Annotated in this window: 5 protein-coding genes; all 5 read right to left on the reverse strand. The window is 72.0% G+C overall.

Translation table 11 applies throughout. The features are described from left to right. Positions 1–3,798 (reverse strand): CxxxxCH/CxxCH domain c-type cytochrome (locus ACY0I8_RS03085; protein ID WP_461393536.1); only part of this gene is annotated, 3,798 nt, incomplete at its 3' end. Between the two features lie 110 nt (positions 3,799–3,908). Further along, positions 3,909–5,660, reverse strand: a complete 1,752-nt coding sequence (locus ACY0I8_RS03090; protein WP_461393537.1) for a ligand-binding sensor domain-containing protein — start codon at positions 5,658–5,660, stop codon at positions 3,909–3,911. Next, positions 5,657–8,083, reverse strand: a complete 2,427-nt coding sequence (locus ACY0I8_RS03095) for a WD40/YVTN/BNR-like repeat-containing protein (RefSeq protein ID WP_461393538.1) — start codon at positions 8,081–8,083, stop codon at positions 5,657–5,659. Before ACY0I8_RS03095 ends, ACY0I8_RS03090 begins: the two co-directional genes overlap by 4 nt. Positions 8,084–8,251: 168 nt before the next feature. Further along, positions 8,252–8,998 carry a cytochrome c3 family protein gene (locus tag ACY0I8_RS03100; protein WP_461393539.1) on the reverse strand — a complete coding sequence of 249 codons (747 nt, stop codon included), beginning with the start codon at positions 8,996–8,998 and terminating at the stop codon, positions 8,252–8,254. 97 nt (positions 8,999–9,095) lie between these two features. Continuing rightward, positions 9,096–13,019 (reverse strand): hypothetical protein, encoded by a 3,924-nt coding sequence (locus ACY0I8_RS03105; protein WP_459942614.1) that lies wholly within the window; start codon positions 13,017–13,019, stop codon positions 9,096–9,098. Between the last annotated feature and the right edge of the window lie 12 nt (positions 13,020–13,031).

The raw sequence follows: 13,031 nt of genomic DNA on the forward strand, positions 1-13,031 counted from the left end.
CTTGCTCACCGTGCGGTGGATCATCGAGATGTTCCCCGTGCCCGAGGCCCGGTCGCCGTGGGGGTCGTGGCAGTCCCAGCAGAACGTGCCGCCCGTGCCCGCCGCGTGCTTCGCCCCGTAGTGGTTCTCGTCCACGTCGAGCGCCGAGTTCCGGAGGGTGTAGAGCCCGCCCCCGCCGTCCGGGTCGTAGCCCGCGTCGCCCGCCGCGTGGCACACGAGGCACACGTTGTTCCACCCGTACCCGAAGTCTGGGTCCGAGGCGGTTGCGCCGTCGCGGTTGGCCAGGCGGAAGTAGTTGGCCCCGCCGTGGGGCACGGTGTAGTCGTGGCAGTAGTTGCACCCTTCGGGATCGTCGCCCGGCCCCGAAAACGCGGCCGCCGGGTTTCCGGTGACGTCGTAGGTGCCCGAGGCCCGGCCGTGGCCCGAATCGGCCCACTCGGCCGTGGACACGGCCGCCGTGTTGGCGTTGCCGTAGGTGTAGTCGTCGTTGTCGCTCCCGGCGGTGTGGCACCCGGCGCAGGAGCGGTTGTTGTCGATGTTGGGGGCGAACTCGGCGTTGTGGGGGTGACACGAGGTGCACCGGAGCCCGCTGTTGTGCCCGTCGCCCGAACTCGAGGTGTAGTGGGCCGCCGCCGTGTGGCACACCTGGCAGACGCCGTTATAGGGCGCGGCGCTTTTTGCGTAGTCCGTGCCCGTGGCGTTGTTGGTGAACACGGGGGTCACCGTGGTGGAGGGGATCCCGTAGGCCCCGTCGGAGGTCTGGGTCACGTCCCGGTGCACCATGTAGATGTTCCCCCCGCCGCTCGTGCGGTCGCCGTGGGGGTCGTGGCAGTCCCAGCAGAACGTGCCCCCGTCCGTGGCCGCGTCGTGCTTGGTGCCGTAGTGGTTCGCGTCCACGTCTTTCCCGTTCTTGGCCGCGTACCCCGCGCCCGCCCCGTCCGGGTCGTACCCGTCCGTATCCAAGGTGGAGTGGCAGGTGAGGCAGACGTCGTTCCAGCCCCCGTCCTCGGTGGCCCCCCGGCCCAAGACGCCCTGGTTCACGAGCCGAAACGGGTTCGTGGCCGTGCCATGGGCCACGGAGAAGTCGTGGCAGTAGGCGCACCCCTCGGGGTCCGAGGCCGGTCCGGCGAACGCGGCCGCGGCGTTGCCGGAGACGTCGTAGGTCCCCGAGGCCTTGCCGTGGCCCGAGTAGTCCCACTCGGCCTGGCTCACCGTGGCCGTGGTGCCGTTCAGGTACGAGAAGTCGTCGGTGTCCGAGGTGGAGAAGTGGCAACTGTCGCAGGAAAGCGTCTGGCCCCAGGTGGCGCTCCCGCCGCCGTGGCACGAGATGCTCGCGCAACTCGTGGCCTGGGTGAGGTCGCCGAGGGTGGTCACCGTGAAGCTCACCCCCGCGCCCGTGTCGGGCGCGAGGTCGAAGCCCACGTCCACGTGCTGGGTGCGGTCGGTGATGGTGTTCCCCGTGGTGGTGGTGGGCTGGTGGCAGGCCTCGCACCCGTAGCTCGCGTGCTTGGCGTGGCTGTTTTTCTTGGTGCCCGCCTCGATCGGGGTGTCGTTGGCGTAGGAGGGCCCGAAGCCGTGGCAGGTGGAGCAGTTGGCCGCCCCGTTCCAGGCCACGGCCGTGAGCGCGGCCGTGTTCTGGCCCGTGAAGGGTTTGGTGCGGTCGAGCCCCTGGCTGTGGCAGTAGGTGGCGCTGCACGCTCCGTAGCCCGAGCCCACCGCGGCGTCGCCGGCGTAGCTGCTCGCCCCGTCGAGCCGGGCGTCGGCCGGGTCGAAGGCCACGTCGGCCTGGCCGTTCACGTGGGCCGGGTAGATCACGCTCGTCCCGTCGGCCGTGGTGGTAGCGTGGCAGGTGTTGCAGGGGAAGGCGTAGCCGCCCGCGCTTCCCGCGTGCACCGGGTGGGCGTTGGAGCCCGGGGGGGCCGCGGCCGTGGCGCCGTGGCAGGTGCCGCAGGCGGCTGTGCCGTTCCACTCGGGCGTGGTGTCGGTGCCCTGGCTCGCCGCCGGGAACAGCGTCGTGTCGTTCCCGTGGCAGTACAGCGCGTTACAGGTGCCGTAGGTCACGGTGTCGTTCGGCCGGCTCCCCTTGGCCAGGCTGTAGGTGCCGCTCGGGTTCGTGCCGTCGTAGGCGAGATCCAGGTCCACGTTGTTGCGGATGAGGCCCGGGTTCGTGGCCCAGGTGTTATCGAACTGGGTCTTGTCGCCGATGCCCGACTCGTTGTGACTCGTGCCCCCGGCACCCCCGAGCTGGCCGTGGCAGGCCTCGCAGGCGAACCCCGCCACGTCCACGTGCTTTTGGTGTGCGTTGGTGGCCGGAGGAAACCCGTGACATCCGTCGCACGAGGCCGCCCCGAAGGTTTTGCCCTGCCGGCCCGCCTGCAGGTGGGTGGTGTGGCACCCCGGCCCGGTGGAGCAGGTGGCGTCCCCCAGGGTGCCGCCCCGGTGGTCGGTCTGGAGGTTCGTGGTGAGCGCCGTGTGGCAGGCCACGTTGTCGCACACCCCGGTGGTCACCGCCGGGCTTCCCGAGCCCGGGTTGAACCAGTCGCCGTCGTAGGTGTCGCCCGCCCCGTCGGGCGGCGGCGGGCCGATGAGCGCCGGGTCCCCCGGGAGCCGCACCTCCTCCCCCTGGATGCTCCGGCGGATCATGGTGTCGTTCTGGAAGGTCGCGTCCGCCGCGGTGGTGCCGTGGGGGTCGTGGCAGTCGAGGCACCCGGCCCGGCGCGGGTCGGTAGGCGCGCTGTGGTTCGCGTGGCCCCGGTGGCAGCTCTTGCAGTTGGAGTTCAGGTACGTGCCCGAAAACGTGGAGGTGGCAGAGGTGTCCTCGGCCAGCTTGAGCCGCGGGGCCGGGTCGAACAGGTTGTCGCCGTTCGCATCGTGCCGCAGTTCGTGGCACGCGGCGCAGCCCCCGCCCACGATCCGGCCGTGGCCGTAGGCGTAGAAATTGTCGGTGAGCCCCCCGTTTTCGTCCTGGGTGTGGCACACGTCGCACTCGTCGAGCGCGACCGCCTTGCCGGTGGCCGGCTGGCCGTTGGAGCCCGAGGTGTTGGGAAGCGCGAGCAGCGCCTCGCCGTCCAAGCTCCCGTGGGAGGCGTGACACTTGGTGCAGTAGATCTGGCCCGTGGCGTCGGCATCGGCGCTCCCCGAGGTCACAGGCGCGTCGTTCAGGGTGAGTTTTGCGTTGGAGGCCGAGTGGCGCGGCGGCGCCGTGTACCCGTTCAACGCCCCCCCGTCCCCGTCGTGGCAGTTGGCGTTCTGGCAGGTCTTCACCGAGATCTCGGCGTCCGAGGTGTCAAGGGGCGAGCCCACCAGCGTCTGCTCCACCGGAAGGATCGCCTGGGAGGCGTCCACCCCGTGGATGTTGGGGTTCGCCGGGTTCGTGAGGTCGAACCCGGCCACGGTGTGGCAGTCGAGGCAGTCGAAGGCCGTGGCGTCCTGGGTGAGCTTGCTCTTCTGGACGTCGACCGGGTGCTTCGACAGGGCGGACGAGGAGAAATGGTCGTCCACCCCCTTCATGCGGTCCCGGGGAAGCCCGTCGGGGTTCTGGGCCGACCGGAACGCCTCGTGGCAGAAGAGGCACCGGATCGAGGGGTCGCCCGAGGTGATCCCCAGGTCGAAGGTCTTCTGGCTCTGCTTGATCAGGTGGGTGCCCGGCACGATCTTCGAGGCGCTCACCGCGTGGCACTCGTAGCACTTCCACCCCGGCGGGTAGTGGGTGGCCCGGGCGGGCGGGGCCCCGACGAGCGCCGCCACGGCGGCGGCCCACACGGCCGCGATCCAGCGCCTACGTGCGCGAACTCCCATGGGTCCGGCTCCCCTTCTCATCGCGATCCCTCACCAATGCCGTGGCGCCCGCCGCGCCGTGACCGGATACCGATCGAACCGGTCGGGGTTACGGGCGCCCCATTCGCGCCTCAGGGCGTCACGACGCCCCGTCCGTCGGTGCCCACCCAAGCCCCGACCCCCTCGGCCCAAAGGGCCGTGACCCGGGCCCCCTCCCACACCCGCTCGCCCCCGCCGGCCCGCCATCGCCACAGGCCCCAGTTGGTTCCCAACCAGATCTGATCGGCACCAAACGCCCAGGCCGTGAACTGCTCCCCCGGGCCGAGCTCGATCCGCGGCGGCTCGTCGGCCCCCGCCCAGGCCCCGAGGCCGAAGGGCTCCAGGCTCCAGAGCCCCCCCGCCGGCCGGGCCGCCAGGGCAACGGCCCCGGAGGGCCCCACCCGCCCCCAGGTCTCCCCCCGGTCGGCCGAGCGGTAGAGGCTTTCGCCGCCGGCGGCCCAGACCGCGCCCCCGGCCGCGGCCACGGCCCACCGGCCGGCCGGCGGGAGCCCCGCGGCCACGTGCTCCCAGGGCCCGTCGGCGCCCCGGCGCACCACCCCGCCCTCGGTGCCGGCGTAGAGGAACGCGCCGTCCGTGGCCAGGGAGAAGATGGTGTTCGCCGTGCCGAGGCCCTGGGACACGTCGTCCCAGCGGCTCTCCCCCGGATTCCACCGGAACACCCCGCGGCCCCCGGTGCCGGCGTAAAGGCCGCCGAAGGCCTCGAGGAACGCCGTGACCGCCGCGCCGGGAAGGCCCGCGTCGGCCGGCCCCCAGGTGGCCCCGCCGTCGGCCGAGCGGAAGGCGCCGTTCCCGTCGCCGGCCCAGAGGGTACCGTCCGCGGAGCGCCAAAGGGCGAGCACGGTCGTCGCGTCCATGCCCCCGGCGAGGGGCTCGGGGCTTAGATCGCCGCCGAGGCGCCACACGCCGTCGTGGGCGAGGCCCGCGAGCCACCCCTCCCCGTCCCGCAGCAGGACCCGGACCTCGGCCTCCTTCCACAGCCCCGTGGCCCGGGGACGGGGGGCGCCCGAGACGACGAGCCCCTCTCCGGCGAACGCGGCCGCCCATCCGCCGTCCGGGGCGACGGCCGCCGCGGTTACGAGGCCGAAGACCCCCTTGCGGGCGCGGCTCCAGGTGGCGCCCCCGTCCCGGCTCTCCCACAGACCCTCCCCCCGGGTGGCCAGGAGCACGGGGCCCGGGTTCCCCGGCTCCGCGGCGAGGCCCGACACCCGAAGCCGCGGGGGAAGCCCCCCCACCTCGGTCCAGCCCCCTTCGCCCCAGGCGAAGAGCCCCCCGCCGTCGGTACCGGCGAGAAGCGGCCGGTCCCCCTCGGGCGGCAGCAGCGCGGTCACGTGGTAGGCCGGCGGGGGGCGGCCCTCCAGCCCCCGGTCCAGGCGGACCCAGGTGCGGCCCGCGTCGTCGCTCCGGAACGCCCCCTGGCCGGCCGAGCCCAGGTACACCCGGCCGTCCGGGCCTGCCGCCAGGCACAGCACCTCGCGCACCGGGGTGCCGGTGGCCGAGGCGAGCCCCGAGCGCACCGGCTCCCACGACGCCCCGCTGTCGGCGCTGCGCCACAGGCCGTTTCGGTGCTCGGCCGCAAGCAGCGCCTCGCCAACCGCGGCAAGGGCCGTGACCTGGCGCACACCCCAGGCGTCGACGCGGCGCCACCGGTTGCCCTCGAACCGGAAGAGGCCCCGCTCGGTGCCGGCCCAGGCCGGGCCGCCGCCGGGCCCGGCCACGAGCGCCGTGACCGACCCGCCGAAGGGCCCCTCGGCCAGGGCACCCACCGGCGCCACGGCGGCCGCCGCCAGACACCAAAGCAGCACGACCGCGCCAAACCGCCTCATTCGGCCCCTCCGAGGACCGTAAGGAAGCACCCGCCGCCTCCCCCTCCGCCCCCACCGGACGAGGCGCCCCCGCCCGACGAGGGAGGCGGTTCGGTCCCGCCCCCCGGCGGCTCGGTGGATTGCGCCTCCACCGTGAAACGGACCTCGACCCTCGCCCGGTTCCCGGCCTCGTCCCGGGCCTCCACCTCCAGGATGTGGGACCCCGCGGCCGGACTTCCCAGTTCCAGGGGAACCGTCCGGAGCGTCCAGGCGTCGGGGAACGCCCCGCCGTCCAGCCGGTACCGGTACTCCACCACGTCGTCGCCCGAAACCGTGACCGTCACCGGCTGCCCCGCGGCCACGGTGTCCGTCAGGCCCGAAAGCTCGGGGGACGGCGGCGTCACGTCGGGCCGCTCGGCCAGCACCCGGTAGGTGGGCGACTCCTCGCCCGCCGAGCGGAACCGGACGAACACCAGAAGCCCGCCGTCCCCCGGGGGCAGCGAAACCGTCAACGCCCCCGACGCGTCGTCCCAGGTGAACGTCTCGCCGTCGAGGCTCCACCCCGCCTCCCCGGCGTCGGTGAGAAATTCGATCGTCGCCGCGTCCCCCGCCACGGCCACCCCGGTGATCCGGCCCGTGACGACCGCATCTTCCCCCAGGTCCAGATACACGAGCCCCCGGGTTCCGGCCCCGGCCACCAGGCGCCCTGTGCCGGGCTCGAAGGCCAGGGCCGACACGAAGGGCAGCCGCCCGGATTCGGCTACCAGCCCCTCCTCGGGAAGACGTTGCCAGGCGTTTCCCCTGTCTTCGGGGATCCACACGCCCTCGCCCTGGAACGCCACCGCCACCCGGGCCGGGCCCGGCCGGTCGTCCACGGCCAAGGCCGACACGGCCGCCTCGGGCAGGCTTCCCGGTTTGAAGCGGTTGCCCCCCGCGTTCCGGAGGATCCAGAGCCCCCCGTCCGTCCCCACGAACACCGGCGCGTCCGGATCCCGGGGGGCCGCGGCGATCGCCGTGGCCGGGGCATTCAACCGGGCCGCCTCGACCCAGCTGCCGCCCCCGTCGTCGCTGCGATGGACCAGGCCCTCGCCGGCCTGTTGGCCAGGGGCGGCCGCGTACACCGTGGCGGGCGGCGCCAGGGTGAGCTGCCAGGGCCTCTGGGCGGCGCCCGGGGGCGCGGCCGCGGGCCGTTCCCAGAGGGCCCCGGCCGTGTCGCTCGCCCGCACGGTCTCGAGGAATCCGGCCAGGAGCCGGTCCGGCCGGCCCGGGACCGGGAGGACGGGTCCCGGGTTCTGGGCCACCGAGGGCCCCAGCCCGCCGTTTCGAACCTCCCAGGTCCCGCCCCCGTCCCGCGAGCGGTACAGGCCGAACCCGGGAAGCGAGGCCCAGAGTTCGGCTCCGCGGTACCCCACCCACGCCACCGAGGGAGCTGGAAGGCCCGGGGCCCTGGACCACGCCCCGTCCTCCGGGTTCCAAACCAGCACCCCGCCCCATCCCTCGCCGGTCTCGCCGCCACCCGCCGCAAGCCGGCCCGAACCGTCGGGCGCGAAGGCCAAGGTGCCGGCCGCGAACGCCGCCATGCCGTCCGAGGCCCAAGCGGGCGCCCCGCCGAACTCCCGCCGGTACGCCCCTGCCTTGGCCGCCCCGATCCAGTCCCCGTCGGCGGTCGCCGCGAGGCTCAGGGGAACCCAGCCCTCCTCGGGTTTCGCCACCGAGGTGAAACCCGTTTCGTTCGTTTCCAGGAGCACGCCGGCCGGGGCCCCGTTCACCCAGTAGAGGACCCGCCCGTTCCCGTCGGCGGCCACGAGTTCCACGCTTTCAAAGTCGAGCCCCGCCCCCCCCGAGGCGGCGTGGCGTTCCTCCCAGGCTCCGCCGCCGTCGAGGCTAACCCAGAGCTCGGCCCCCGAGGCCACGGCCACCACGTCTCCGGCCGCAGACACGTCGGACGCGGAAGCCACATCGGGCCCGGGCACCGAAACCGGTGCGTTCCCCCCCTCATCCCACCGGTAGAGCCCCGTGGCCGCGGCGATCCAGGCCGTGGCGCCGGAAGGGGCGATGCGGTTTACCGTGGCAATCGGGACCCCGTCGCTCCACGTGGCGCCCCCGTCCAGACTGCGCCGGAGCAGGTCCGTGCCCCCGCTCTCCCCGGCGGCCCAGACGGTGGCGCAGTCGGCCGAAGCGGCGACCCGCTTGACCGAACCGGCGAGCACCCGGTCCCAAGAGGCGCCTTCGTCCGGGCTCGCCCAAAGCCCCTGGCCCCCCAGGGCCGCCAGGATCATCTCCGGCGAATCGCCCCCGCACACGGCCAGGTCGTAGACGAGATCCCCCCGGAACCCCGCCGCCTCCCACCGGGCGTCCGCCGGGTCCCACCGGAACACCCCGCCCCCGGTGGCGGCCCAGGCCGTATCGGTGTCGGACGGATCCGCCAGGACCACCCGGTACACCGACCCTCCCCACGGCCCGCCGACGCCGGGCGGGTAGGGCTCCCAGCGGTCCGTCGCGGACCACGCCGGCCGCGCCGGGATCAGCGCCAGGCTGCATGCGGCCGCGAGCACCGCGGCCGGCCGGCGGACGAATCGGGAAACAGGGTGCGGCAAGACGGTCCTTTGCCCCTAGTGGCAGGCCTCGCACAGGGCGTTGTCGAAATCCCGAAGCCGGAGCAGGGCGTCACCCGACTCCCGGGCCACGAGGTCGGTGTTGAGGTCCTCCTCGGACCCCACGCCGGCCAGGTACCCGTAGTGGGGGTTGTGGCAGGTGGTGCAGGTGACCACGCCCGGCTCCACGACCTCCGCCCCGTCCACGGTCTCGGTCACGGTTTCGAGGGGCAGGCGCACCACGAGTTCCCTCGTCCCGTCGGGGAGCGTCCGGAACTCCAGCGTATCCACGGGGCCCTCGGGGCTGGGGGCATACGGGCCGTACACCTCCTGCCCCCCCGCCGGCCGTACGATCTTGTCGGGCACGCCGTCGGCGTCGGTGTCCTTCTTGTACGTGGGGTGGTGCTTGCCCGGCTCCCGCTGCTCCGCGTGGCAAGCGCCGCACAGTTCGTCCACGGGCCGGCCTTGGCCGCCGGCCACCAGAAACGCCTCCCCGCCCCCTTCCGGCCGGTGGCAACCCGTCACCGTGCCGTCCTCGCGCACCACGCCGGCGCAGGAGACCGAGGGGTGGCCCTCGATGGGCTTCGCCCCGAACAGCCGGGCCCAGAATCCCGGCGGCTCCGGAACTACCTTCGGCGCCTCGGCCGTGCCCCGACCGGCCGTGTGACACCGGCGGCAGTCGGCGCCGCTGCCGGGGTGCTCCCCGGCCCAGGCCGGGCCGGCGGCCAAGGCGACGGCGAGCAGCAAACCGAGAAGTTCCCGCATGCCTCTCCCTCTGTTGTCGGGCCACAAAAACGGGGCGGACCTCCCCGCCCCGAACCACGGTTTCCCGTCACGCGTCACTTGTCACTCGTCACCGCCCCTAATGGCACGCGTTGCACAACGTGTTGTCGGTGTCGCGCAGCCGCAGCATGTTGTTGTCGGGGATCTCGGTGTACGTGCCGCCCCCGCCCTGCCCCACGTCCACGGCCAGGTCGGTGCCGTGGGGCTGGTGGCAGGTGGTGCAGGCCAGGTTCTGCGGCTGCCCCGGGAAGATATCGTCGAGCCGTGGCAGGTCCACCTGGGTGGGGTTCCCGATGGCGGTGTACGACGTGTCGCTCCAGTACATGACGAACTCGTCCACGTCCCCCTCGCCCCCGGCCGGCACGTCGTAGTTCACCCCGGTGGGCTCGTTGTACGCCCGAGTGAACGAGACCCCCGAGGGGTGGTGCAGCGGGTTTCCGTTGGGAGCCGTATCGTTGTAGGCCGTGTGGCAGCGGGTGCACAGGCCGCTCACATCGTCGGCCGCCTGCAAGGTCTGGGTCCGCAGTCGGTGCAGGTTCGCGGCCTGCGCCGGGAAATGGGGCTGGGCGGCATCGTGGCACGCCGTGCAGTCGATGGGCGTGGTCACCCCCGGAGCCGAGTCGATGAACGGATCCTCGGTCTGAATGCCCGCGTCGCCGTGGCCGCCGCGGGAGTAGCCCGAAGGGGTGGCGTAGTAGGCCCGGGTCGCGTCCGGGGCGAGTTTGGACGTGTAGGTGGCGGCGTCATTTCGGTCCCAAAGCCGGATCTCGGCCTGACTGTCGAGCCCGTCGTGGCATCCCGCGCAGGCCTGGCTGCGGCCCAGGCCGTCGGAATCGCCGGCGCCGTCCCCGGCGGAGGCAAGGTTCCAGTGCAGGCTCTCCGAGGCCGTGGGATTGCCGTGGCAGTCCACCCCGGTGCAGGTGCTGTCCGCCGGATCCACCGCGTCGCCCGGCGGCGTGGTGGGAAGCGCCGTTCCCCCGTAGGCCCCGGCCGCGGGATCCCCCGCCATGCCGTCCCAGGACGAGTTGGTGCGCTCCTTCAGGTTCACGTGGGCCCGGCTCGCGATGTTCCAACTGCCGGAGAGCTCCCCCGAGGTGGCGTGGTCGGGCCCGCTCCCCGCGTCGTCGCCGTGGCAGGGACCGCAGAGTTCTTTGGCGTTGTCGGAGGACGGGAACTTCACGAGCAAGAGGTTGTTCACGTGCTCGATGTGAGCCCCCCCGCCACCGGGGTAGTTCTCGGCCACGAGGTTCGGGTCGCCCCCTTCCAGGGCGCGGGCTGCCGGCGCCGGCGGAAACCCGTGGCAGCCGTTGCAGGCCGCCTGGGGAAACCCGATCAGCCCTTGGTTGGTCGTGCCCTGGCCCTTCTTGCCGCCGTGGGGATGGCACTGGGTACAGTTGTTGCCCACCTGGTGATCGCTCGCCAGAGTCTGGGACCGGTAATTGTGATTGACGTTGTCGTTGGCGTTCTCGGAGCTCGATTGGTGGCACACGGTGCACAGGTCGTCCGTGTTGTCCGTGTCGGGCTCGTCGAAGCTATCGGTGCCGGTGGTGCTGGTGAACACCACGGCGCTCCACCAGTTCGTGTTCTTGACGTCCGCCTCGCTGTCGGTGGGCGCGTGCTTGATCTTCTTACGGATCATGTAGATGTTGGCCGGGCTCGCGGCGCTGTCCTGCCCCTCGCCCGACCCGTGGGGGTCGTGGCACTCGGCGCAGTCCTTGAAAAAGTTCATTTGGGATTTCAGATCGTTCCCGGAGCAGTCCGTGAGCCCCACGCTGCCCTCGTGGGTGTACACCCAACCGTACGTGTCCTGGGTGCCGTCGGTCGTCTGGGAGTAGAAGTGGCAGGCGTTGCAGAACCCGACCTTGGTGGTAGTGGTCTGGGCGTCCTTGCCGCACCCCAGTTCGTCGGTCACGTCGGAATTGTCATGCACCTCCCCGGAGGTCCCAAAGTGGGTGGTGATGCCGTCGGGGGTGTCGATCGACCCCGTGTAGTGGTACGTGGACCACGGTTTGGCGTTCACGTACTCCGAGACGTACCAGGAGCGGAAATAGTTGCGCTGGGGGGTGATGTTCCCCAGGCGGGGGTTCTTCGCCGGGTCGGTGTAGTCGGTGTAATCGATCTCGGTGGAGTCGGCCACCCCGCCGATCGTGAACTTCGTGCCAATGGTCTCCACGGCGTAGGCGTACCCCTTGACCACGTGGCCCATTCCGTCGGCGGTCTGCTTCGGCCCCGGCAGCAGCTTGAACGCCGTGGACCCATGGTACAGGTGGCACTCGAGGCAGGGGATCTTGGGCGCCGGGTTCCCGGACCAGGGGAACGCCGTGGTGGCCTGGCCGTTCCCGCGGCCGTGACCCACCGTGAAAAAGTACCCCTGGTCCCAGGACGCCCCCGTGCGGTTGTTCACCTGGGGGGGAAGCCGGGTCGCCGCCGGCACGGTCTGGCTCCCGCCGTTGAGCCAGTCGCTCAGCGTGTAGGACGCCGACGTGGTGAACTCGACGTCGTTCCCCGCCCCGTCGTGGCACGAAAGGCAGAAGGGGTCGTAGTGTTTCAGATCCTCCCGCTGGGAGAAGCTGTTTCCCAACGAGCCGGTGTAAAAGTTGCCGTCGTCATCTTTGAGGATCGCGTTGGCCGGACCGCCACGGGTGTCGTGGCATTTGAGGCACCCGTTGTTGTCGGGGACGCTCATGTCGGCGGAGGTGTCGTAGTTGATGGTGTGGAAACTCAGAAGATCGTTCCCCCGCACGGCGCCGACGTGGCCGAACTCGCTGTCGACGTGCCGATTCTGAACGAACCCGGGCCCGTCCTTCGTGTGGCACGACAGACAGTACAGGGTGCCTCCCGTGTTGTGGGGGCTCGGATGACACCCTAAAGCTCCCCAGCACCCGCCGGAAGATTGCACCGCATCGTGGACCCCTGCGTGGAACGGGAACTCCGGGGTGAATCCGGAAAGCGCCGGAGGCGCGGAAACCCACGTGTCGCTGGACTCGTCCTTGACCCGGGCGCCACCGGACGAATGGCAGGCCAGACACACCGCCCGCTGGCTCGCACCCGTTGCGTCCGCCGCGTCGTACCCGGTGACCACGAACTCGGTGGTGCCGTAGGGGCTCGCAGGCGTGTCCGCGCCGTTGATCAGCAGGGCGTCGTTCCCCGAGGCGCCGGAGGCCGCGTGGGGGTCGTGGCAGTCGTAGCACGGGAGTTCGTGGGTGAGGTTCCCCTTGCCCCGGTTGTTGTGTCCGCCGGCGTTGAACTCGGCCAGTATGTTGGCGGCGCCGGTGCCGTCGCCCGTGTCCTCATCCATCCCCGTCGCGTACGGCGGCGATGTCCCCGCGTCACCGTCGTGGCACAGGAAGCACAACACGTCCGCCGTGGCGAAGGTCGTTTTGGACCAGTCCACCCCGCCGTTGCTGGACGTCGCACCGCCCAACGGGCCGTATTTGCCGCCGAGCCGTGGCGGATTGTCAGCCAGGTTGTTCGCGCCGGGGTCCGTGGCCCCAATCACCAGGCTGTGGTGGTTCGGGTACCCGTCGCCCGGGCCCTTGGTGCACAGGGTTTCCGGCAGGAGGTCCGGACCGGGGTTGGTGGCGTTGTCGGTGTCGCCGTTGTGGCAGTCGTTGCAGAAGATGCGCTTCGCGCTCGTGTAGCTCGCGTTGTCGCCCCCCACGTCCACGGGGTGGGCCGACCCGTTCGCGCCGCCAGCCGCCGCCGCGATCTCGTTGGCGATGTCGCCCGTGGACCCGTGGCAATAGGAGCAGTCCAAGGGTTCCCCCCCCGTCCAGGACGACCCGCAGTAAAAATCGGTCTGGTACAGGGCGTCCTGGACGTTGTCGCTCAGGATGTTCCGGGACCCCGGCACCACCTTCGTGGACCGCAGGGCGTGGCACGAAAGGCACGGCCGGCCGAGGGAGTGGTCGGCCCGGGACGGCAGTGCCGAAAAGAGGACCACGCCGAGCGCCGCCACCGCCAGCGCCAGGGGCTTTGCCGTCCGCTCCGAGGTTCTGTGCATGGCCCTGTCGCT

Source organism: Deferrisoma sp. (assembly GCF_054681715.1).